20 protein-coding genes and 1 riboswitch are annotated in these 23,117 nt (G+C 42.7%); of the genes, 19 read left to right on the forward strand and 1 reads right to left on the reverse strand.

All coding sequences use genetic code 11. The features are described from left to right. Positions 1–118: 118 nt before the first annotated feature. The 3 genes from NST85_RS08455 to NST85_RS08465 are packed head-to-tail and all read left to right on the forward strand — an operon-like array spanning position 119 to position 2,726. The gene (locus NST85_RS08455) at positions 119–1,105 is read left to right on the forward strand and encodes an ABC transporter ATP-binding protein (RefSeq protein ID WP_341189063.1); all 987 of its coding nucleotides are present in this window, start codon (positions 119–121) and stop codon (positions 1,103–1,105) included. Positions 1,106–1,108: 3 nt separating this feature from the next. Continuing rightward, positions 1,109–1,897 carry an ABC transporter permease gene (locus NST85_RS08460; protein ID WP_341189064.1) on the forward strand — a complete coding sequence of 263 codons (789 nt, stop codon included), beginning with the start codon at positions 1,109–1,111 and terminating at the stop codon, positions 1,895–1,897. Between the two features lie 37 nt (positions 1,898–1,934). Further along, positions 1,935–2,726, forward strand: a complete 792-nt coding sequence (locus tag NST85_RS08465; RefSeq protein ID WP_246054078.1) for an ABC transporter permease — start codon at positions 1,935–1,937, stop codon at positions 2,724–2,726. An 86-nt stretch (positions 2,727–2,812) separates the two neighbouring features. On the opposite strand, the gene corA is transcribed toward NST85_RS08465, so the two are convergent. After that, complete coding sequence (gene corA, locus NST85_RS08470; RefSeq protein ID WP_127192407.1) at positions 2,813–3,748, reverse strand: magnesium/cobalt transporter CorA; 936 nt, start codon at positions 3,746–3,748, stop codon at positions 2,813–2,815. Between the two features lie 452 nt (positions 3,749–4,200). After that, a riboswitch (SAM riboswitch) is annotated at positions 4,201–4,331 on the forward strand. Between the two features lie 116 nt (positions 4,332–4,447). Between corA and metA the strand changes: the two genes are divergently transcribed. The 16 genes from metA to aroF all read left to right on the forward strand — a co-directional run bounded on the left by metA (position 4,448) and on the right by aroF (position 23,029). Next, on the forward strand, positions 4,448–5,383 hold the full coding sequence (gene metA, locus NST85_RS08475; protein WP_127192406.1) for a homoserine O-acetyltransferase MetA: 936 nt from the start codon (positions 4,448–4,450) through the stop codon (positions 5,381–5,383). A 16-nt stretch (positions 5,384–5,399) separates the two neighbouring features. Beyond that, positions 5,400–6,587 carry a PLP-dependent transferase gene (locus tag NST85_RS08480; RefSeq protein ID WP_341189065.1) on the forward strand — a complete coding sequence of 396 codons (1,188 nt, stop codon included), beginning with the start codon at positions 5,400–5,402 and terminating at the stop codon, positions 6,585–6,587. Continuing rightward, the gene (locus tag NST85_RS08485; RefSeq protein WP_307394129.1) at positions 6,580–7,764 is read left to right on the forward strand and encodes a trans-sulfuration enzyme family protein; all 1,185 of its coding nucleotides are present in this window, start codon (positions 6,580–6,582) and stop codon (positions 7,762–7,764) included. Before NST85_RS08480 ends, NST85_RS08485 begins: the two co-directional genes overlap by 8 nt. A 151-nt stretch (positions 7,765–7,915) precedes the next feature. Next, positions 7,916–9,052, forward strand: coding sequence for a cyclic dehypoxanthinyl futalosine synthase (mqnC, locus tag NST85_RS08490; protein WP_127192403.1), 1,137 nt, complete (start codon positions 7,916–7,918; stop codon positions 9,050–9,052). A gap of 118 nt (positions 9,053–9,170) precedes the next feature. After that, positions 9,171–10,082 carry a putative sporulation protein YtxC gene (locus tag NST85_RS08495; RefSeq protein WP_127192402.1) on the forward strand — a complete coding sequence of 304 codons (912 nt, stop codon included), beginning with the start codon at positions 9,171–9,173 and terminating at the stop codon, positions 10,080–10,082. A gap of 457 nt (positions 10,083–10,539) precedes the next feature. Further along, entirely contained in the window at positions 10,540–12,477 is a 1,938-nt protein-coding gene (gene thrS, locus NST85_RS08500; RefSeq protein WP_127192401.1) for a threonine--tRNA ligase, read from the forward strand. A 323-nt stretch (positions 12,478–12,800) separates the two neighbouring features. Then, positions 12,801–13,478, forward strand: a complete 678-nt coding sequence (locus NST85_RS08505) for a 3D domain-containing protein (RefSeq protein ID WP_281278194.1) — start codon at positions 12,801–12,803, stop codon at positions 13,476–13,478. Positions 13,479–13,595: 117 nt separating this feature from the next. Next, positions 13,596–13,763, forward strand: a complete 168-nt coding sequence (locus NST85_RS08510) for a hypothetical protein (RefSeq protein WP_170220181.1) — start codon at positions 13,596–13,598, stop codon at positions 13,761–13,763. Between the two features lie 178 nt (positions 13,764–13,941). Next, positions 13,942–14,913, forward strand: coding sequence for a cell wall-active antibiotics response protein LiaF (gene liaF, locus NST85_RS08515; RefSeq protein WP_127192400.1), 972 nt, complete (start codon positions 13,942–13,944; stop codon positions 14,911–14,913). A 4-nt stretch (positions 14,914–14,917) separates the two neighbouring features. After that, a complete protein-coding gene (locus tag NST85_RS08520; protein ID WP_211350096.1) occupies positions 14,918–15,973 on the forward strand; it encodes a sensor histidine kinase in 1,056 nt (351 codons plus the stop codon). Next, positions 15,957–16,616 carry a response regulator gene (locus NST85_RS08525; protein WP_127192399.1) on the forward strand — a complete coding sequence of 220 codons (660 nt, stop codon included), beginning with the start codon at positions 15,957–15,959 and terminating at the stop codon, positions 16,614–16,616. The genes NST85_RS08520 and NST85_RS08525 overlap by 17 nt, the downstream gene beginning before the upstream one ends. 147 nt (positions 16,617–16,763) lie before the next feature. After that, positions 16,764–18,377, forward strand: a complete 1,614-nt coding sequence (locus NST85_RS08530; RefSeq protein WP_127192398.1) for a S1C family serine protease — start codon at positions 16,764–16,766, stop codon at positions 18,375–18,377. A 158-nt stretch (positions 18,378–18,535) separates the two neighbouring features. Next, the gene (locus NST85_RS08535; protein ID WP_127192397.1) at positions 18,536–19,225 is read left to right on the forward strand and encodes a response regulator transcription factor; all 690 of its coding nucleotides are present in this window, start codon (positions 18,536–18,538) and stop codon (positions 19,223–19,225) included. A 1-nt stretch (position 19,226) separates the two neighbouring features. Further along, entirely contained in the window at positions 19,227–20,684 is a 1,458-nt protein-coding gene (locus NST85_RS08540) for a sensor histidine kinase (protein ID WP_127192396.1), read from the forward strand. A 65-nt stretch (positions 20,685–20,749) separates the two neighbouring features. Continuing rightward, positions 20,750–21,712: a 4-hydroxy-3-methylbut-2-enyl diphosphate reductase gene (locus tag NST85_RS08545; protein WP_127192395.1), complete on the forward strand. Its 963-nt coding sequence runs from the start codon at positions 20,750–20,752 to the stop codon at positions 21,710–21,712. 273 nt (positions 21,713–21,985) lie between these two features. After that, positions 21,986–23,029, forward strand: a complete 1,044-nt coding sequence (gene aroF / locus NST85_RS08550; RefSeq protein ID WP_127192394.1) for a 3-deoxy-7-phosphoheptulonate synthase — start codon at positions 21,986–21,988, stop codon at positions 23,027–23,029. Positions 23,030–23,117: the final 88 nt, after the last annotated feature.

The raw sequence follows: 23,117 nt of genomic DNA on the forward strand, positions 1-23,117 counted from the left end.
AATTCACATTGTATTTTTATGACTTAGGTGTAAAATATGAGTGAAAATGTGATTAGGAAAAGTATTTTTTGTACCTTAAAATGCAATCGTTTGCACGAAGGTTTGAGGGGGAGTAGTTTTGATCGAAGTCAAAGGGTTATCTAAGTATTATAAGCTTGTGGAGAAGAAACCGGGTTTATTAGGAGCGGTACAGGGATTATTTGCACGAAAATATTCGATCAAAAAAGCTGTAGATAATATCAGTTTTGTGATCGACCAAGGTGAGATGGTTGGATACATAGGGGCTAATGGTGCAGGCAAGTCAACTACAATTAAAATGTTGTGCGGAATCTTAACTCCATCTTCAGGTGAAATTACCGTTAGTGGTATTGTCCCTTACAAAGAAAGAAAGCGCAATGCATCCAATATCGGTGCAGTATTTGGGCAACGGACTCAATTGTTCTGGGATATTGCAGTTCGTGAATCGTATGACTTACTGAAGCATATTTATGAAATTCCACAGGATCAGTACGATAAAACCATGGAGCTATTTACTGAAGTGTTAGATTTGGGTCCTTTGCTCGGAGTTCCTGTACGCCAACTGTCTCTGGGGCAAAAAATGCGGTGCGAGTTGGCGGCAGCATTTTTGCATAGTCCTTCTATTGTTTATCTTGATGAGCCGACCATTGGGCTAGATGTAGCAGTAAAGGTGAAAATCCGTCAATTTATTAAGGAAATGAATCGAAGTATGAATACGACGGTCATTTTGACCACACACGACATGCAGGATATTGAAGAAATTTGTAAGCGGATTATCATCATTGATGAAGGGAAAATTCTTTACGATGGTAGTATTCAATCGATTAAGGACCGGTATGGACATAAGCGGATCATTCATTTTGAAATGGAGCAAGAAGGTGAATTTACGCTACCTGAATCTCTATTAGGTAAAGCTGAATTCACCGCCCATGAAGCGGGAGTGGTTAGCTTATCATTCAGCAATCTTATCATCACCGCAGCAGAAGTTATTTCTGAGATGTTGAGATTCTATCACATTAGAGATTTAACGATTGCAGATTCTAAGATCGAAAGTATTGTGCAGGATATTTACGAGCGGGGGATTTAGAAGATGCGTAAATATTGGGAAATGGCGAAGTCGCAAATTCAACTAGATACCGCATACACAGCTTGGTATTGGGCAAGAAGTGCTTCGATAATCATGAGAATGCTCATTATCTATGCATTCTGGCATGCAGTGTATGAGAACCGCACTACAATTAGTGATATGCCTTTGGATACGATGATTACTTATATTGTGCTCGCGACATTATTAGGAAATTATGTGTCAGGAGTTGGTGGACAACTTGCCAACCAAGTTCGAGATGGAAGTGTCGCCATTGAGCTGATGCGTCCATACAATCTGCTCGACAAATTGGTCGCACTAGATTTAGGTAGTAAGATATCAGGAACCATCCGCGAAACATTTCCGCTATTACTTGTAGCTTTCCTATTCCTACATATTAACTCACCCACATCATGGTTATCGCTCTTATTGTTTATTATCAGTGCATTATTAGGCATCTTCATTGGAACACAGCTCGATCTCATCATAGGAATTTTAGCATTCTGGTTGCATTATGTATGGGGGCTCAGAGTGCTTCGCGACGCAATTTTGGCTTTCTTTTCTGGGGTTCTTGTTCCAATTACTATGTTTCCTTCATGGTTACAAATGGTCAGTAATTTTCTACCTTTTCAATCGATGGTTTATGTGCCGGTCGCAATCTATACTGGTCAAATTGAGGGGATTGCTGCACTTCAGGCTATAGTGATACAGCTAGTATGGCTGGTTGTCATTATTGTAGGCATACGGCTGGCTTGGTCTTTCGCGATACGGAAGGTGACGATTTTCGGGGGCTAACCTAACCATATGTACAAAACGCAAGGGGAGGATCATCGTGCGGAGATACTCGAAGCTCTATTGGCAATACTTTAAAGCTCGGATAAAAGTGATGATGGAGTACCGGGTCGATTTTCTGATCGGAGTGATGTCTGTCTTATTTGTGCAGGGAACATCTATTTTGTTCATTGCATTAGTATTTCATAATGTGGATACCATTCACGGCTGGACATTCTATCAATTATTGTTTATTTTTGCGGTGGCTATGCTAGGTCGGTCACTGGAGCATACATTCTTCGATAATTTATGGACGTTAGGCTGGCAATATATACGGCCTGGAAATTTTGATAGATTACTAGTACGTCCGGTCAATCCACTCTTTCAAATTATAGCTGAGCGAGTTCAACAGGACGGAGTTGGCAGTTTCTTAGTGGGAATAATTGTGTTGTTTACAGCTATCCCACATTTGGAGTTACACTGGGGAATAGCTGAAGTGATGTTACTTATCGTCATGATTATATCAAGTGCGGCCATATTCCTAGCTGTAAACTTGTTTTTTGCGACATTATCCTTCTGGATGGTCGATAGTCTACCGGTCATGTATGCCGTGCAGGGGATGAATGATTTTGCACGTTATCCGATGCAGATTTATGGAAAAGGAGTACGTTTTGTACTGACATGGATTATTCCTTACGGTTTTACGGCATTTTATCCCGCGGCATTGTTTCTAGATGGTTCTGGATTTCGGAGTATTGGGATATGGACACCGGTTGTTGCCATTGTCACGCTAAGCATAGCGTTGTTGTTCTGGAAGAGGGGACTAAGATCATTCGTGAGTACAGGTAACTAGATGAGCGCAAAAAAGGACGAAAGAATCTCCGAGGCTCGGGAGCTCTTTCGTCCTTTAGTATATCCTGAGTGGTATATCGGGTTCCTTCATATCCAGTCACGTTTGCGGAACAGGTAGAACATTCCTGCACCGAGAGATATCATAATGCCAAGCACGATAAAATAACTATATTTTCCATGGAGTTCAGGCATATTATCAAAGTTCATTCCATATATACCAGTAATCAAAGTAAGGGGAATAAATATCGTCGTGATGGCTGTAAAGACACGCATGATTTCATTCGCTCGATTGGCGATGGCTGATTGATAGGCTTCACGTAAGTTGCCCACCAATTCTCGGAACGTATCAAAGTTTTCAGATATTTTTACAGCATTCTCATAAATGTCACTGAAATACTTCTGCAATTGGTCATCGATTAGACGCAAATCTTTTTTATTTAAAATATTAATGACTTCTTTTTGTGGGCCGAGTACCTTTTTGAGCCAAAGAATCTCGCTTCGAAGTCCGATGATTTCACTCAGATGTGAGCGTTTGGTATGCATGAGGATATCTTCCTCAAGCTTCTCAATTTTGTACTCAATCCGGTCACCCACAGTAAAATAGTTATCAACAACAAGGTCAATAAGATAATACAGGAAACGGTCGGGTTCGTTTACTTCCTGATCCCAAAGAATGGGTTTCACCGCCCGAAGCTCGTTAATCTTCTGCTTCGTTACAGTAATGATGTAATGTCGTCCCAGGAAAAGGTTCAGCGAACGTAGAAAAATCTCCTCGTCGTCATAACGAATGCTATTAACTACAATAAAATAATGGTTGTCATACGTTTCAATCTTAGGACGTTGTTCTTCTTCTGTAAGACAGTCCTCCACGGCCAAATCATGCAACGAGAAGAGCGGCTGCAATAATGCCAAATCTTCTACGTCTGCGTCAATCCAGTAAAACCCTTCTTCTGGAGCGACTGTCGTAATTTCTATATCTTCGACAGTGGTGAATACGCCTGCTTGTACGTGACGAATTTTCATTTGATTTCCTCCCTTTCCCCGTTGGTTTAGTTCGGGGATACGCTTGATTAGAGCAAGGGAAAGAACACAGCAGTCCAGTCGCACCTCAAAAAGAGGCTATCTATAATAGTGACCGGAAAATGAAGAGCCCCATTCTATCCGCGAGCGCCCTGCTGGTTTCTTTCCTATGCAATTGTTCTGAAGTAGTTCTCTGCGGACTCGGGTCGCCTTCCATTTTCTGGTTCACCTCTTTACCTTAAGAATTTGAAACACTTGTCTAGTATAACGCCGCCAGATGAAATGTTACAAGCTTTAAAGTATCTTATTTCCTTCCCCCCAGTATATGGTCGAGAATAAGTAGAGGTGTTATATTTTTGTTAAGAGTTCTTGACGGGAAGTGGCATTATACATTAAAGTGATTTAAAGGGATTTTAATGTGATATTTATCCCTGAGTCATAATTTAATAAGCGAAATCTTATCAAGAGCAGGTGGAGGGACAGGCCCGATGACACCCGGCAACCGGCGATTTATCGTACGGTGCTAATTCTTGCAGAACCGAACTCTTTGTGACCACTACGGTCCTCGGTTTCTGAGAGATGAGAGAGGCGCATTCAGGAAATAGATGACGACCTTTCTTTAACGAGATAGGTCTTTTTTTGTTACCCGGATACTCTCCAAATCGGATCAACAACTAACCGTCAAAAAGGAGTGAAGAAATTATGCCTATTAAAGTACCAGATCATTTGCCAGCGAAAGAAGTGCTCGTGAATGAAAATATCTTCGTTATGGATGAGAGTCGGGCGTATAAGCAAGATATCCGTCCCTTGCGGATTGCGATTCTGAATCTGATGCCAACGAAGGAAACAACGGAATCTCAAATTTTACGACTGCTTGGAAATACGCCGCTACAAGTGGAGATTGTACTGCTTCACCCTCGTTCTCACACTTCGAGAAACACATCGGCAGAACATCTGGAGATGTTCTACAAAACGTTTGAAGAGATTCAGCATCGGCGTTTTGATGGCATGATTGTGACGGGAGCTCCGGTTGAAACAATGGAATTCGAAGAAGTAAACTATTGGGAAGAACTACAGGAAATCTTTGAATGGAGCAAAACTCACGTCACTTCCACATTGCACATTTGTTGGGCTGCCCAAGCGGGACTTTATCATCACTTCGGTGTTCGTAAAGTTGACTTACCGAAGAAGTGTTTTGGTGTATTTCAACATCGTATTAACATTCCTAATGTTAAATTGTTGTTCGGATTTGATGAAATGTTTAATGTACCTCACTCTCGTCATACAGATGTTGACCGCAAGGATATTGAGGCGGTTACTGAACTTGAAATATTAGCAGAATCGGATGGCGCAGGCATCTATCTTGTTGCAACCAAAGACGGTAAGCAGATTTTCGTGACGGGTCATTCAGAATATGATCCTAATTCCCTGAAGTGGGAGTATGACCGTGACATCGCGAAAGGACTTGAAGTTGACCTGCCAGTCAATTATTATCCGAGTAACGACCCTTCACTAGCCCCACCTTCGACATGGCGTGCTCATGCTAACTTATTATTTTCCAATTGGCTCAATTACTATGTGTATCAGGAAACACCCTATGATATAGATCAACAGGTCGAATTTATTTATCACATTTAATCTGGAGGGATAGTTAGTGTCGGATAAAGAGTTGCGTATCGAGAGCAGGTTAGCACAAATTGGTTCAGTAGAGGAGCCGGTAACAGGGGCAGTGAATTATCCGATCTATCAAGCGACTGCGTTTCGCCATCCTCGGCTGGGACAGAGTACGGGTTTCGATTATGCGAGAACAAAGAGTCCGACCCGCAAGGTGTTGGAAGATGCTTCTGCGTTATTAGAATCGGGAGATGCAGGATTTGCCTGTAGTTCCGGTATGGCGGCACTACAAACCGTTTTCACCTTATTCTCACAGGGAGATCATTTGATTGTATCGCTCGATTTGTATGGAGGGACTTACCGTTTATTGGAGAAGATTCTGTCTAAGTATGGTGTAACCGCCTCTTATGTTGACACTAATGACCTAGATGCCATTGAAACCGTTCGTAAACCTAATACAAAGGCAGTGTTTATTGAGACTCCAACTAATCCCCTGATGATGGTGACGGATATCGAAGCGGTATCGCTTTGGGCTCGTAAATACGAGATCCTTACGATTGTTGATAATACGCTACTCACGCCATATTTTCAGCGGCCGCTTGAGCTTGGTGCGGACATTGTCGTTCATAGTGCTACGAAATACTTGGGTGGACACAATGATGTGCTAGCGGGATTGATCGTGACAAAAGGCGAGAAGCTCTCCGAGGAGATTGCCTTTCTGCACAATTCTATTGGCGCAGTACTCGGGCCCACTGACTCTTACCAGCTAATGCGCGGCATGAAGACACTTGCGCTTCGTATGGAGCGTCATGAGAGCAACGCGCTAGCTATGGCTCATTATCTGGAGAAGCATCCGCAGATTGCAGAAGTGTTTCATCCAGGGCTTCCACAACATCCAGGATATGAAATTCAAAATAAACAATCGAGCGGAAACACCGGTATTTTCTCATTTAAAGTGACTGATTCTCGTTATGTTGAGCCGGTGCTTCGTCATCTGAAGTTGATTGCCTTTGCGGAAAGCCTGGGTGGAGTTGAATCGCTTATGACATACCCTGCAATCCAGACACATGCTGATATTCCGCTTGAGATTCGTGAAGCAGTTGGAGTGGATGATCGCTTGCTTCGGTTCTCGGTTGGTATTGAGCATATAGATGATTTGATAGAGGATATAGGACGGGCGCTCGAAGCTGCACGGGTCGAGGTTGAGGGAGGATTAGTTCATGAGTGATGGTTCGGGGCACAATGAGAATTCAGTAGGATCGGCTAAGAAATTTGATACGAAACTGATTCATTTTGGTAATGAAGTGGATAGTACCACTGGTGCATCTAGTGTACCGATCTATCAGGCTTCGACATTCCATCACCATGATATTTTCAATCCACCGGAATATGATTACAGTCGCTCGGGAAATCCGACGCGCCAAGCATTAGAAGATTATATCGCTGTGTTAGAAGGTGGCAAGCGCGGATTTGCCTTTTCCAGTGGTATGTCAGCCATTTCGACTACATTTATGCTGCTCTCTGCCGGAGATCACATCATTGTAACGGAAGATGTCTACGGCGGTACATATCGACTACTGACAACGATACTGAGCCGAATGGGGATTGAATCTACGTTTGTTGATATGACGGAAGTAGATCAAGTAAAAGCGGCGCTTAAACCAAATACGAAAGCCGTATATATGGAGACTCCATCTAATCCAACGCTGAAAATTACAGATATTACGGAAATTGCGACTTGGTGTAAGGAACATAATTTACTTAGCATTGTGGACAATACTTTTATGACACCCTACTATCAACGTCCGATTGAGCTCGGGGTTGATATTGTATTGCACAGTGCAACCAAGTTTCTTGGTGGACACAGCGACGTGCTTGCCGGTCTTGCGGTAGTGCGTACAGAGTCACTTGGACGGAACTTGAAATACATGCAGAACGGTCTTGGAACAGTATTGGGAGCACAAGATTCATGGCTACTAATGCGTGGGATGAAAACATTGTCTGCTCGGATGGCACACAGTGAAATCAGCGCTCGTAAACTTGCTGATTGGTTATGTTCTCGTAGTGATATAGATGCGGTGTTCTATCCTGGATTGCCAAATCATCCGGGTCGCGAGATTCACGAGAAACAGTCTACTGGATACGGTGCGGTGATTTCTTTTGATGTTGGTTCTGGTGAGCGTGCGAAGCAGGTACTTAATGCAGTAAAACTTCCGATTGTTGCGGTTAGTCTTGGTGCAGTTGAGAGTATACTGTCTTATCCAGCGATGATGTCCCATGCTTCCATGCCGAAGGAGGTTCGGAGTGATCGGGGAATTACCGATGGCTTACTCCGTTTCTCTGTCGGTCTTGAAGATATTGATGATCTGATTGCTGATTTGGAACATGCATTGGACAATAACTAACTGAGTATTTCGGAGATTTTCGTTTCATAGCAGGCACCCGATCTAGGACTCGGGTGCTGTTTTTCTGTGTATATTATGTTACGATATTAGCCATAAACTATTATTTCTTTCAATATACTTACATTATATAGAAACAAAGGAGGCAGGCCGTGTGACTGCAATTGATAATATATTAGATAAGGCGATTCAAGGACAGCGTTTGACCCTTGAGGATACGATACAATTATTCGAATCCAACGAAGTTGAAAAAATGGGACATACTGCTAATATATTGATGGAGCGGAAGCATCCTGAGCCAGTGACAACATTTGTCATAGGCCGTAATATTAACTATACGAACGTATGTGATGTTTACTGTCGGTTCTGTGCATTCTATCGTAGACCTGGTTCAGAGGAAGGATATGTCCTTCCAGATGAGGTTATTTTCCAGAAAATTCAGGAAACAATAGATGTAGATGGAACGGAAATTTTGATGCAAGGTGGTACGAATCCAAATCTGTCATTCAGTTACTATACAGATCTGCTCAAGGCCATTAAGGTTCGTTTCCCAGACATTACAATGCATTCCTTCTCTCCTGCGGAGATTATGAAGATGAAGGAAGTCTCGGATGGTCTCACTCTTGAAGAGGTTGTACGTCAAATTCATGCAGCGGGGTTGGACTCACTGCCTGGTGGTGGAGCAGAGATTCTGGATGATCGTACACGTCGTAAGATCAGTCGCCTGAAAGGCTCCTGGACAGACTGGATGGACGTAATGAAAACCGCGCATCGTATTGGTATGAATACAACAGCGACGATGGTGATCGGATTAGGCGAATCGATGGAGGAACGGGCGCTTCATTTAATGCGTGTCCGGGATGCTCAAGATGAATGTATACAGAACGGATATGATTCCGAAGGTTTTCTAGCATTTATCCCGTGGACCTTCCAACCAGACAATACAAATCTCAAACAAGAGAGACAAACACCTGAGGAATATTTGAAAACAGTGGCGATTAGCCGCATCGTTCTCGATAATATCAAGAATATTCAATCTTCTTGGGTAACAATGGGCCCAGAGGTCGGGAAATTGTCTTTGCAATATGGTTGTAATGACTTTGGTAGTACAATGATTGAGGAGAACGTGGTCTCGTCTGCAGGTGCAACTTATAAGGTTAACATCGAGTCGATTACCGAACTCATTCGTGAAGCGGGCAAAATTCCTGCACAGCGTAATACTCGGTATGAAATCCTCCGCGTATTCGATAAGGGAAGTTTGATTGAACGCGACTTTACTATGCAAAATTAACAATAATTATTCGTAGAGTTTCACTTTTACGTACTGCATTTCTTTCCATGAATCGCCCCGTATATCCGTTTCCTCCGCACCATATACTTTGGAGAAGGAAGTGGAAGGGGGCGAGTGCATGGATTTTTTTGTGATATGTGCAAAATTAGATTCTGCGGAGTCGGGAAATTTGTTACCCGGATACATTGACGGAGCTATAGATGAGTTATATAAGGGAAAAGAGCGAACGGATACTTCATATACACAGGATGGAAAGCTGATTAGAGCTGCAATAGCTGTTCATGATATAGGTGAAGGTGATATCCCGAGGAAAGAATGGAACGTAATGCTGCTACAGGGATTAGCTCAGGCACTTGCAAAATATATTGTGGATGTTAGAGAAGCGAAAATTGTCGCGGAGGTCATTGCAACAGAGTACTCCTTATCTTCTCCAGAGCAATTGAAGGCAGTCAAAGAGTTAAGCAGCAGACTACTCGGTACAGGGAAGGACAGTCTAGAGGCACGAAATCTACGGATTATGGGGATCAAGGAGTCCTGTTTCATGTATCTAAAGGAAAGTAAGTCTTTTCATGTGGATGGATTTATTACTTTTCGCTTGAAGGATTATAAGTCAAAGTTAAAGGAAACCGTAGACTTTGCTGTTGACGAGTACCTACTTGATAAACAGTACGAGGAATTTATTGGATTGCTCCAATACTTCGTTTACTTTCAAGAACCACTGACACCCTTGGTTCACCTAATGCATATACGCGGTAGTGAATTCAGTATTCTAAATCAAGAGTTCGCAACAGTAAGCGTCTCTGCTGTAAGTGGTGTGGTGGCAAGAATAGCTGATCAGGAACTTGAGATGGAAGATATTGTTGTTAGCACACTAATTTCTCTGTCACCTAGCCGTATTGTGATTCATACTCGTGACCCGGAGGTTGTAATTATTTCCACCATACGGCGGATTTTTGGCGATAGGGTGGAACTTTGCTTACTCTGTCCACAGTGCAATTTAATACATCAAGGAGCTAGACATAGCGATTAAGTGGTATAGCTAGCTAAATAGGGAAGCTTATGTGTGTGGATTAATACATACTGACAGCTTATCTTGACGGTAGAATACGATAGCATTATAATTACATGCATAGTGACTTTTTGAACAAACTTTAATAGCGTTGACGAAGATATGGACCAATGACATTGAACTGTACAGAGAGAGGGAACATTTGGCTGGAATTCCCTTGAGATTCGGTTTTGGTTTACCACTTTGTAGCTGCTTTTCTGAACACGGATGGAGTTGAGCTGTTACCTAACTCTATACGCAATTAAGGAAGGCCGGGTCATTGCCGTTATACGATGCCGAATAAGGGCTTGCCACTAGTTAGTGGAGAAGTCGAATGAGGGTGGAACCACGGGTATATAACGCTCGTCCCTTTCCGGGACGGGCTTTTTGTATTGTCCGCTTCGGGCGATCAGATATCATTTTATAGGAGGAAAACAAAATGGCAGTATCAATTTCTTTGCCGGACGGTTCGGTCCGGGAGTATGCAGAAGGTAGCACTTTGGAGGATGTAGCGGCTTCAATTAGTAGTGGATTACGTAAAAATGCGGTAGGTGGAAAGATAAATGGAGTCGTAGTTGACCTGAACACCAAACTTGAGGATGGTGCGTCTGTTGAGTTAATAACGTTTGATTCCAAAGATGGTTTGGAAATGATGCGTCATAGTTGTGCTCATTTGCTAGCTCAAGCGGTGAAAAGACTGTTTGGTAACAAGGAAGTTAAACTTGGTATCGGACCGGTTATCGAAGATGGTTTTTATTACGATATGGATTTGGAGCATTCCCTTAATCCAGAGGATTTGCAAAAAATCGAGAAAGAAATGGAACGTATTATTGGTGAAAATTTACCGATTACACGTAGAAATGTGAGCCGGGAAGAAGCGCTTGCTATCTTTGCTGAGCTTGAGGATCCATACAAACTGGAATTGATTCGTGACCTTCCAGAGGACAGCATTATTTCCATTTACGATCAAGGTGAATTTTTTGACCTATGTCGGGGGCCTCATGTACCGTCCACAGGTAAGATCAAAGTATTTAAGTTGCTTAGCGTTGCTGGTGCCTACTGGCGCGGTAATAGTGACAACGTAATGCTTCAGCGCATTTACGGTACAGCTTTTGTTAAAAAAGCCGAGTTGGACGAGCATTTGCACTTGCTTGAGGAAGCTAAAAAGCGGGATCACCGGAAATTGGGTAAAGAGTTGAATATCTTTACTTTCTCTAATCTCGTTGGTCAAGGGTTGCCGATCTGGCTTCCAAAGGGAGCTACACTGCGCCGCACACTTGAACGTTATATTGTTGATATGGAAGAACGTTTGGGATATCAACATGTTTATACACCTGTCCTAGGTAATGTTGAACTTTATAAAACATCCGGACACTGGGAACATTACCAGGAAGATATGTTCCCTAAAATGGTTCTTGATAACGAAGAATTAGTCCTTCGTCCGATGAACTGTCCACATCATATGATGGTATATAAGAGCGATATGCGTAGCTACAGAGATCTACCGATCCGTATTGCTGAGCTTGGTATGCAACACCGTTATGAGATGTCAGGAGCTCTGACAGGGCTACACCGGGTTCGGGCGATGACACTCAACGATGCTCATATTTTCTGCCGCTTAGATCAAATCAAGGACGAATTTACACGCGTACTTGATCTAATCAAACAAGTATACAGCGACTTTGGGATCAATGATTATCGCTTCCGCTTGTCTTACCGTGATCCGAAAGATACGGAGAAGTATTTCGCAAACGATGAAATGTGGGATACAGCGCAACGGATGTTACGTGAGGTTGTTGAAGAAGCGGGACTACCTTTCTTTGAAGCTGAAGGTGAAGCTGCTTTCTACGGACCGAAGCTCGACGTACAGATCAAAACAGCTCTTGGCAAGGAAGAGACACTTTCGACCGTACAGATCGACTTCTTACTCCCAGAACGATTCGAATTAGAATATGTCGGCGACGACGGTGCGAAACATCGTCCAGTCGTATTACACCGGGGTATTCTCGGAACGATGGAGCGTTTCTCAGCATTCTTGCTTGAGAACTTTGCAGGTAACCTACCTTTATGGTTAGCGCCGGTTCAAGCGAAGGTGATTCCTGTTTCGGGTGCTTTTGAGGGTTATGCACGTGAGGTTCAAGAGAAACTTCAGGCAAGTGGTATTCGGGCAGAGAGTGATCTGCGCAACGAGAAACTTGGATATAAAATCCGTGAAGCTCAGTTAGAAAAACTACCTTACATGTTCGTTATTGGTGAGAGTGAACAAAGCAGCGGTAGTGTCTCCGTCCGTAAACGGGGCGAGGGCGACCTCGGCGCTAAACCGTTGGATGAAGTCATCGAAATGCTCCGCAGCGAAATTGCTAACCATACCATCTAGAACAAATTGAGCTATGTTTAAATTGCGGGACAAGTGAAACCAGTTTGAATCTGGAGAAGCGTTAGTGATTTTTAATTTGATTCACCGATTGGGTGAAGAAAGTAACGTTGAGGAAATTTGGAGCTTAAGAAGCGAACGCGTTCGCCTTTATCCTCGGATTTCATCCGCTAAAGCGGAATAAAAACAAGAAATCTGCGGATAACAGCGATCGAAATCCCAAATTTTCTCGTAGTTACGATTAGTTCACCACATACCATTCACTTAAATAATGTATGAAATTTGACGCATATGGAAATCCTTCGTAATAAGGGGGAGATTTTCATATGCGTCAAACTGTTATGTGGTACAAAATTGGTGTAGGAGTTATCTTGACTTTTCTGCTCACTATTTTGCTGACTTCTGACAACATAATCCAAGCTAATAACAATCCATCCATATATTCATACGCTGGACATTATGAGTCCGGCAAAGGGTTCAAATCGAATTGGACGATAGTAAGACCGAATAGGATGACGGAACGTCATGAGCTTGATGTGTTGTCGATTGAGACAAAAGAAGAACCGATCGTCGAGAAAAAAGTGGTTAAGACAGTAAAAGTAATGGCTACAGGATACACAGCAGGTATTGAATCAACCGGAAAACGACCTAGCCATCCACAATACGGTATTACATATTCTGGGGTTAAGGTTCGCAGGGATAAAAACACGGTTTCTACCATCGCTGCTGACTTGAAAGTGTTTCCTTTAGGAACGATTCTGTATATTCCAGGATACGGTTATGGGGTAGTAGCTGACAAAGGCTCGGCCATTAAGGGTAAGAAAATCGATCTGTACTTCTCCACTACTAAACAGGTATATAAGGAGTGGGGGAAGAAAGAAGTTGAAGTACAGGTAATACGTAAGGGTAGCGGTAAACTGACGGAGGCCATGCTTAAGGAACTAGGGAATGTAATGGAAGTCAGTAAGGAAATTCCTGAGGACTTATGGGACAAAGTCATTTGATGTTGTAATCTGCATATTTTAACCTCAAAATTCGCATAATACGGTTTGTAGTGCTTTCTGACACGTCATCATTAGACGCAAAGGGAACACTGTATTATAAAGGTGGAGGTGAAATATATGCCGAATCAAAACAACAATAACAATAAGGCTGCTTCTCCGGGATACAAAACACCGAATGAGAAGTATAACGCTGAATTCGCTGAGGAAACAAATGCAACAATAGCTCAGAAAGCAAAGGCTTCCCGTAACGCTGTTTCTAATCAGAATTCCCAAAAACAAAAATAATGAAATAGAGTAACTAAGAGCGCCTTTGCAGGCGCTCTTTATTTTTATGTAAATTATTGGAGCGAACCTCGGTCTACAGACTGAGGAAGATTCCATCTCTCGTCGCTGTTGTCCTACATTAGAATGATGTAAACTGAAATTAATAAAGATTACGTTGTAATACATGGAGGGATATATAATGAGGGACGGAAGATTTATAGGCGGAATGGTTCTGATAGGAATAGGTGCTTTGTTCCTGCTCAACCAAATGGGAATTACAGATGTCAGTATCGGTTACTTATTTTCTACGTATTGGCCGGTATTTTTGATATTAGGAGGCTTATCTCATTTATTAAATGGAAACCGAATGGGTTCCAATTTTGTTGGTAGTGCTATTTTGATCATTATTGGTCTTTATTTTCTGGGTAGAAATACAGGATACCTTTATTTGTCACCAGGTGAATTCTTTCGATATTTCTTCCCAGTTCTGCTGATTATCGGAGGAATTAGTGTATTGTTTAAACCTCGTTCTCATGATCGTAGTGAGAGTAAACGTGATCGTCGTGATCGCAAACGAGATCGCAAACAAAATTGGAATAATGAATTCCCACCTCCTGGACCGCTTGATCCACCGATCAATCCAAGGTTTCATCCGGAGATGGAATCTCCACTAGACTCGATCTTTGATGATGCAGGTATAGAAGATCCTAAGAAGAAAGAGCAGATGAAGCGGGAGAAATTCTCACAGAGTCAATATGGAATGGGATCATCTTCATCTTCAGGAAATGTAGAAGTGCTTAATAAATCCGGATTTATTGGAGATGTACACTTTGGTCAAGAGTACTTTCAATTGCAACCGATGAACATTTCTCATTTTATTGGGGATACGATTATTGATTTAACTAAAGCGCAAATACCATATGGTGAGACTAAGATCAATGTGTCTGCCTTTATAGGTGATGTTAAGGTGTTCATTCCTGATGATATGGATATTGGGATTACAGTGACTTCTAGTGCCTTTATTGGCGATTTAAAAGTATTGACACAGAAACAAGGCGGCTTCATGAGTAGCGTTCAAGCCCAGTCCCCTTATTATGGTGAAGCAGGTAAGAAAATCAAGCTAGTTGTGAGCGTATTTATTGGCGATGTTAAAGCTAATATGGTAGGTTGATATCATGATGGTGCAGCGTATTTTAAAAAACACAAAATGGGAGCTTCTGTTTTACTTTTTACTTACGGGCAGCATTACAGCAGCTGCCCTTTACATCGGGTCCATCTCGAAGATTATTGTGGTGAATGATGCTCGTGTGTGGATTTACGGTATGGTAGGGAGTGTCATTGTAACGTTTGTTATTGGATATATTGCTGGACAACGCATTCAACGACGAATTGATTTGTTACACTTAAATATGCTTCAAGTGGCGAAAGGAAACCTTTCGGTCAGAATGCCAGATACAGTGGATCAATCCTTCTCCAGTGTATACCAGGAATTCAACAATATGACGGCTACGGTTGAGAAGAAAATGCAGTTATTACAGCAGCTTGGTGAACAAGAAGTAGTGGAAAAGGAGCAGGCTGCTGAGACCGCTGTACTTGAAGAAAGACGACGGCTCGCTAGAGATTTACACGATACGGTAAGCCAGCAGTTGTTCGCTATTCATATGGCGGCTTCCTCATTACCTAAGGTACTGGTGACTAATGAAGCGCAAGCAAAAATCGTGCTGGATCAGTTGATTCAAATGTCAAATTCTGCACAGCGACAGATGCGTGCCTTGATTGCCCAACTTCGTCCAATGGAACTTGTTGGCAAGACATTAGCAGAAGCCCTGGATCAATGGTTCCCAGACTACTGCAGGCAGAATGGTCTGAAGGGCATGAAGGATATGGACCTTCAAGGAGATTTGTCAGAAGCCAAAGAACATCAATTATTCTTGATAACTCAGGAAGCAATGGCTAATATCGTTAAACATGCCGGTGCAAAACTTGTCAGCCTTTCACTTCGTGAAGGGCCCCGTCAGGTTGTGCTTAGTATTAGTGATGATGGACAGGGATTTAGCAGTTCATATCAGAAGCAAGGTTCTTATGGCTTATCGACGATGAGAGAACGAGCGGAGAAGTTAGGTGGCCATGTTGAGATTATTAGCAAACCGGGTGCTGGAACAACAATACGTGTACATATACCGAAGTTTGAGGAAGGGAAAAGGGGAGAAGAGGATGAGCGAGAAGATTAAGATCATGATCGTTGACGACCATGATATGGTGCGTATGGGACTCAAAACGTATTTGATGTTAGATCCTGGATTCGAAGTGATTGCTGAGGCTACTGACGGCAAGGAAGTAGTCGAAATGTTAGACAATGGGATTCCAGAAGGGCTACCTGATATTATTCTAATGGACCTTATGATGCCGATCATGAATGGAGCAGAAGCCACTAAGGAAGTACTTCATCGTCATCCTGGCTTGAAAATTGTGATTCTTACAAGTTTTTTAGAGGACGACCTTGTTGTACAGGCTATAGAGGCGGGGGCTGTCAGTTATGTGCTGAAGACGGTATCGGCGGAGGAACTTATCTATGCACTGCAAGGGGCTTATAGGGGAATGCCCGTTATGACGGGCGATGTTGCCCAAGCCCTAACCCGAGGATTGCGACAACGCTCGGTTCAAGGTGATCATTCGGGTATGACCGGACGTGAGAAAGAAGTTCTCCTATTGATCGCAGAAGGAAAGAGTAATAAAGATATAGCGGAGGAATTACATATTAGCATCAAAACGGTAAAAACCCATGTCAGTAACCTATTGATGAAGTGTGAGCTTGAAGATCGTACACAACTCGCGATTTATGCGCATCGACAAGGCTGGGTCACCCGTTCGTAGACTAAACATAAACATATTTTTTGTGTAAAAGGTAGGCTTTTATCTCCTTTTTAATTGTTTTTAAGGTGCTCTTAAGGTTTATGGTACACAATAAGAACATAAATAAACAACAACCCCTGCTAAACAGGGGAAGGAGGTATAACTACAATGGATGATAACAAAAACAAACCTGAACCAACCTTGGGAGAGAACGGAGATAATAAACCTCAAGAGTCAACTGGATCAGACAACTCATATTATTATTCCTACGGGCCTTTCCAATCTTATAGTAGAGATCGAGAGGAATCACGTGATGAATTATCTTACGAGCGCCAACAACCAGAAGAGGTTGAAGTCGTGAGACCACAACCGATTAAACCGATTTCCTCAGCCTATGATATTCGACCTTCTTCTTCGGAAGGAACTAGAGCATCATCAGGTGGTGCTGGAACACCACCGGGAAAGGGAACTGGTAATTGGCAATATAATCAGAAGCAGCCCAAAAAAGTGTCATTCAAGAGCGTGATTGCCGGAGGTTTGGCAGGTATGCTAATTCTTCTCGGAGGCATGGTTTATGCCGATACGCAAAATCTGTTCACAGGTAATGAGGCGGCTGTAGCACCGGCAGTATCATCTTCTGTATCCGGGTCGCAAAGTAATAGTTCGGGGTCGTCGGCTTCTAACGTCTTATTCCCAATGACAAATCCTGGAGACGTTACGAGTGTAGTACAACAGGCTTCAGCAGCGGTTGTCAAAATCGAAACTTTGGTGAAACAAAGTAAGCAAAGCAGTAGCCAAAGTCCTTATAGCACTGATCCGTTCTACCAATATTTCTTCGGTGGAGGCTCGTCAGGTGGTGGTAGCACCGACAACAACAATGGAGGTACTTCATCTGGCACAGACCAGCTGGTTCCGACGGGAATTGGTTCCGGTTTTATCTTTGAAAAAGAAGGATATATACTGACGAATGAGCATGTGGTACATGATGCTGACGTTGTTCAAGTCACATTGCAAGACTCAGAGAAGCCATATGAAGCTAAGGTGCTCGGTACAAGTTATGAACTTGATCTAGCAGTGCTTAAGATAGAAGGAAACAACGATTTCCCTTCCATTCCTTTGGGCGATTCTGATAGCACAGAAGTTGGTGAATGGTTGGTTGCGATTGGAAATCCACAAGGATTTGATCATACCGTAACAGCGGGTGTACTAAGTGCCAAAGAGCGGGGCGGTATTACAATTGCTGGTGAGAATGGAGAGAAAGATCGGGAGTACGAGCATTTACTACAAACAGATGCTTCCATCAACCCGGGTAACTCTGGAGGACCGCTGCTTAACTTGAGTGGGGAAGTAGTTGGGATTAACGTAGCAGTTAGCTCGGATGCTCAAGGTATTGGCTTTGCTATTCCAACGTCTACAATCAATGAAGTACTCGATAAGTTAAAGAACAATGAGAAGATTCCACAAAAACCAGTTCCATTTATCGGTGCATCCCTAATGACGATGACGAGTGAAGTTGCTAAGCAAATGGGTACGGATGTGGAAGAAGGATCCGTTATTTCAGAAATTGTCTACAAGTCGCCTGCGTATAATGCAGATCTTCGACCTTACGATATTATTACAGGTGCTGATGGCAAGAAGCATGCTACCAAGGAAGATTTGATCGAATACATCCAGAAACAAGAGGTTGGTACTGAAGTGACTTTCAATGTAGTTCGTGATGGCAAAACCATCGATCTTAAAGTAACCATTGGTGATAAGAACGATTTTTCCAATTTGGAATAATGTGATTGTTCTGGCCTAAAGTGTTGCAAGAGGCGGCAGGGCTTTATGTCCTACCGCCTCTTATTCGTTTGTAATCATTTTTTTTGATAAAATAGGAATAATGAAGATGTGGGCGAACTGTACCCAATTGTTATCGCCTTAGTAGAGGAGAGTTTACGATGAGATCCGGAATATTAGTTATTGATGACGATGAAAAAATCACATCCATGTTGCGAAGAGGATTGGCCTTCGAAGGATATGATGTACATATAGCGAACAATGGGACAGAAGGACTGTCAAAGGTATTGGCGGTTGATCCGGACTTGATCATTCTGGATGTCATGATGCCAATGATTGATGGCTTTGAGGTGTGCCGAAGATTGCGTGAGGGGGGGAGTACGGTTCCTGTCTTGATGCTGACGGCTAAGGACGAGGTGGAGAACCGAGTGAAGGGGCTTGATATGGGAGCTGATGATTATTTGGTCAAGCCGTTTGCACTTGAAGAATTGTTGGCTAGAGTTCGTGCCTTGTTGCGGCGTAAAGAACCAGCGGGAGAAACAGCGGGGCAAAGACTTTCCTTCGAGGATATTATACTCGATCTTGATTCACGTGAGGTTCTACGGGCGGGGCAGCGCCTTGAACTAACTGCCAAAGAATTCGAGTTGTTATATTTATTCATGCAGAATCCTAAGAGACTTCTGACAAGGGATTTAATCATGGATAAAATATGGGGATATGACTATAGTGGCGAGTCTAATGTACTGGAAGTTTATATAGCGATGTTACGACAAAAAACGGAAGAGTATGGCGGCAAGCGAATTATACAAACTATTCGTGGAGCTGGTTACATCCTGAGAGGAGATTCTTGAGGTGTCGATAAGACTTCGGCTGACTGCTTGGTACACAGGTATATTGGGCGTTGTGTTAATTCTGTTTGGAGCATCGATTTATGGGCTTGTTTGGTATAATACTTTTCATGAAGTGAAGAATCGCGTTGAAGAACAAGGAGCACAGATTGCTAAGGAAAAAACGGTTGGTTTTTCACAGGGATTAGACCTCAGGTTGGAGCTGAGTCAAAGGATTCGGCTTGAAGATGCACGTATTTTCTGGCAACTCAATAATTATGTTAAAGGTACTTTAGAAAGATCACAAGGGATGCTCGACCGAGAGATGGTATTTCCGGTTCCATCCATTGAAGATATAGGTATGAAGGGCGAATTCCAAAATGTGTCGATTAACGGTAATTCATATATATTGTATGAACGCCCCCTTGTTATTGAGAATATTATCGTAGGCTCGCTACAGCTTGCAGCAGATACCAATACAGAACATCGTTTAATGGTTCGATTGAAGAATATGCTGATCGTAGGTTCATTCGTTTCGATTGTGGTTGCGAGTACGTTCGGGCTGTTTCTTGCAAGAAAATCTATGGCACCGATTGGCAAAGTGATCGAGGCCGCAAGTGGTATTCAGACGGGAAATGATCTCAGTGTAAGAATTGATTATGAGGGTCCAAACGATGAGATAGGTCAACTGATCGGGACAGTGAATAACATGCTGGAGCGTACAGAGGTATTTTATAGAGAACTGGATGAAGCTTATGCGACTCAACGGCGTTTTGTCTCGGACGCTTCGCATGAACTTCGTACCCCCCTTACGACTATTCGCGGCAATGTCGATCTTTTGAAGAAAATGTGGTCTCAGGATAAGGATGGTACAGTAGCTTTTGACGAAGAGGAGTTACGGAATATTTCTTTGGAAGCTATGAGTGATATTTCAGATGAGTCTGAACGCATGAGCAGACTGGTGAATGACATGCTGTCGCTTGCCAGGGCAGATGCGGGGCAGACAGTAGTTAAAGAACAAATACCGCTCGCTCCATTAGTGGAGGAAGTGGTTCGGCGTGCGCAATTTCTTCCTCGCAAGGCGTTGTGGCTCCAGGGTGATTTGAGTGCAGTCGAAAATACTTATATCATGGGTAGCAGAGATTATTTGCAGCAGATGTTATTTATCTTCATAGAGAATGCATTCAAATATACACAAGAAGGCAGTGTGACAATAGATGCCATTGCTGCAGATAATCAAATTGGAATTAGGATCGCTGATTCTGGAATTGGAATGGACCGTGAGGAAGTACCACATATTTTTGAGCGATTCTATCGTGCTGATCCGTCTAGAGGGATTATTCAGGGAACGGGTCTAGGATTATCAATAGCTAAATGGATCATAGATGAGCATGATGGATCTGTTGAAGTAAAAACGAAACTAGGAGAAGGTACGACGTTTGTGATTTGGCTTCCCACTATCTTTGACGCTTCGGAGGAATAGGATATAATAGAGTTGTTTCTTCCGTAAGGAAATGTTGAAACGAGAAAGTGAGGTTTGTCCAAACTATGGAAGTTATTAAAATTTCACCACGAGGTTATTGTTATGGTGTTGTAGATGCGATGGTGCTTGCCAGACAGGCTGCTAAGAACCTCGATTTGCCGCGGCCGATTTATATATTGGGCATGATTGTTCATAATAGTCATGTCACAAATTCTTTCGAGGATGAAGGAATTATTACACTGGACGGACCGAATCGTCTCGAAATATTGAGTCAGGTGGAAAGTGGCACTATTATTTTCACTGCACATGGTGTGTCACCAGAGGTACGTAAAATTGCCCGTGAGAAGGGGCTAACAACGGTAGATGCTACTTGCCCTGATGTGACGAAGACACATGTGCTAATCAAGGAGAAGGTAGCTGAAGGTTATGATGTGGTCTATATCGGTAAGAGAGGGCACCCAGAACCAGAAGGAGCTATTGGCGTCGCACCTGACCGTGTACATTTGATTGAGAAAGAGGAAGAAATCGAAAATTTAAGCATTCATTCAGATAAGATTGTGATTACAAATCAGACTACGATGAGTCAGTGGGATATTAAACATATCATGAAGGAATTACTTCGGAAGTTTCCGGGGGCTGAAGTGCACAATGAGATTTGTTTGGCTACACAAGTCCGCCAAGAAGCTGTAGCGGAGCAAGCAGGTCAGGCAGATTTAGTCATTGTCGTTGGTGACCCACGAAGCAATAATTCAAACCGCCTTGCCCAGGTATCAGAGGAGATTTCGGGTGTGACGGCCTACCGGATCTCGGATGTGACTGAATTGAACCGGGAATGGCTTAAGGGAATAAACAAAGTAGCAGTGACATCTGGTGCTTCTACGCCGACTCCGATTACCCGAGAAGTCATTGCTTATTTAGAACAGTATGACCCTAATAATCCGGATACATGGGAAATTATTCGTACAGTAAATATGCAGAAGTTATTGCCTCCTGTTAAAGCGGGGGCAAAAACTAAAACAACCACATGATATTATTTTTCTAAATTGCTTTTCTAAATTGAAAACCCCGTTAATCTCGTACAATGTGCTAAAGTAGCGCTGTATCAGAAGATTATCGGGGTTTTTCTTGTCTAGGCAAGTTGTGAGGAGGTTAGTATGGCCTTGACGGGGATAGCTTTATGCAGTATCATTACTTTAGTAATTAAAAGCGTAGAAGCGAACAAGCGTTCAAGCATCAAATTATAAATGTGTCATATGAACTAAACTAGCACTTGTCCGTTAAATATGAAAGGATGGATTAAAATGATCGTAATTACCTCCAATCAAACCCCTGAGGGCCGTATTCAAGAAATTATTGCTGTGATTGAAAAAGAAGGACTACAGACTCACGTATCACGTGGAAGTGATCGTACTGTAATTGGACTAATCGGTACTATTGAGCCTAAACTTGCTGAACATCTGCGTCAGATGAAAGATGTGGAGAGTGTAATCAAGATCTCCAAATCATATAAACTGGCTAGCCGTGACTTCCATCCTGAGAATACAGTAATCACGATCGGGGATGTCAAAATCGGTGGAGGAGAGCTTGTAGTTATGGGCGGTCCTTGTGCAGTAGAATCTCCAGAGCAGATTGATGAAATCGCTGGTCTAGTTAAGGCAGCTGGTGGGCAAGTGCTTCGTGGAGGGGCATTTAAGCCGCGTACAGGTCCATATAGCTTCCAAGGAGTTGGCGTTGAAGGTCTCATTATGATGGCGGAAGCAGGTAAGAAACATGATTTGCTGACAATTACAGAGGTCATGACACCGGAATATGTGGATATTTGCGCTGAATATGCTGATATTTTGCAAATAGGAACGCGTAATATGCAGAACTTCGATTTATTGCGGAAACTAGGAACATGTGGCAAGCCAGTGCTGTTGAAACGGGGATTTAGTGCAACTTATGATGAACTTTTGAATGCAGCAGAATACATTTTGGCAGGCGGAAACCCGAATGTTATGTTATGTGAACGTGGAATTCGTACATTTGAGACATACACACGAAATACATTAGACTTATCTGCCATTCCAGTTCTCCAAAGTCTCAGCCACTTGCCTGTGATTTCTGATCCTAGCCATGGCACGGGACGTCGTGAGTTGGTTGTGCCAATGACAAAAGCATCGGTAGCGGCTGGAGCAGATGGCCTTATCATTGAAATGCATACAGATCCAGATAATTCTATGACTGGAGACGGCGTGCAATCATTATTCCCGGATCAGTTTGCTGATCTACTTCGTGATTTGGAGAAGCTAGCACCACTTGTTGGCAAAAGCTTTGATACACCGAAGTCACCAATCATGCTCTAAACAATAGAATGACTATATTTAGTTAACAAAATTATAGATAGGTTGTTTCTCGAGTGGATCCATATAACTTGGGAGATAGCCTATTTTT

The organism is Paenibacillus sp. FSL K6-2524 (assembly GCF_038005525.1).
GTDB lineage: Bacteria > Bacillota > Bacilli > Paenibacillales > Paenibacillaceae > Fontibacillus > Fontibacillus anaericanus.

Coding starts and splice junctions, on each gene's coding strand:
- NST85_RS08525 (WP_127192399.1), top strand. CDS start 15,957: ATGAGCGAGAAGATTAAGATCATGATCGTTGACGACCATGATATGGTG.
- NST85_RS08520 (WP_211350096.1), top strand. CDS start 14,918: ATGATGGTGCAGCGTATTTTAAAAAACACAAAATGGGAGCTTCTGTTT.
- metA (WP_127192406.1), top strand. CDS start 4,448: ATGCCTATTAAAGTACCAGATCATTTGCCAGCGAAAGAAGTGCTCGTG.
- NST85_RS08545 (WP_127192395.1), top strand. CDS start 20,750: ATGGAAGTTATTAAAATTTCACCACGAGGTTATTGTTATGGTGTTGTA.
- liaF (WP_127192400.1), top strand. CDS start 13,942: ATGAGGGACGGAAGATTTATAGGCGGAATGGTTCTGATAGGAATAGGT.
- aroF (WP_127192394.1), top strand. CDS start 21,986: ATGATCGTAATTACCTCCAATCAAACCCCTGAGGGCCGTATTCAAGAA.
- NST85_RS08505 (WP_281278194.1), top strand. CDS start 12,801: ATGCGTCAAACTGTTATGTGGTACAAAATTGGTGTAGGAGTTATCTTG.
- NST85_RS08495 (WP_127192402.1), top strand. CDS start 9,171: ATGGATTTTTTTGTGATATGTGCAAAATTAGATTCTGCGGAGTCGGGA.
- NST85_RS08460 (WP_341189064.1), top strand. CDS start 1,109: ATGCGTAAATATTGGGAAATGGCGAAGTCGCAAATTCAACTAGATACC.
- corA (WP_127192407.1), bottom strand. CDS start 3,748: ATGAAAATTCGTCACGTACAAGCAGGCGTATTCACCACTGTCGAAGAT.
- NST85_RS08485 (WP_307394129.1), top strand. CDS start 6,580: ATGAGTGATGGTTCGGGGCACAATGAGAATTCAGTAGGATCGGCTAAG.
- NST85_RS08535 (WP_127192397.1), top strand. CDS start 18,536: ATGAGATCCGGAATATTAGTTATTGATGACGATGAAAAAATCACATCC.
- NST85_RS08510 (WP_170220181.1), top strand. CDS start 13,596: ATGCCGAATCAAAACAACAATAACAATAAGGCTGCTTCTCCGGGATAC.
- NST85_RS08530 (WP_127192398.1), top strand. CDS start 16,764: ATGGATGATAACAAAAACAAACCTGAACCAACCTTGGGAGAGAACGGA.
- thrS (WP_127192401.1), top strand. CDS start 10,540: ATGGCAGTATCAATTTCTTTGCCGGACGGTTCGGTCCGGGAGTATGCA.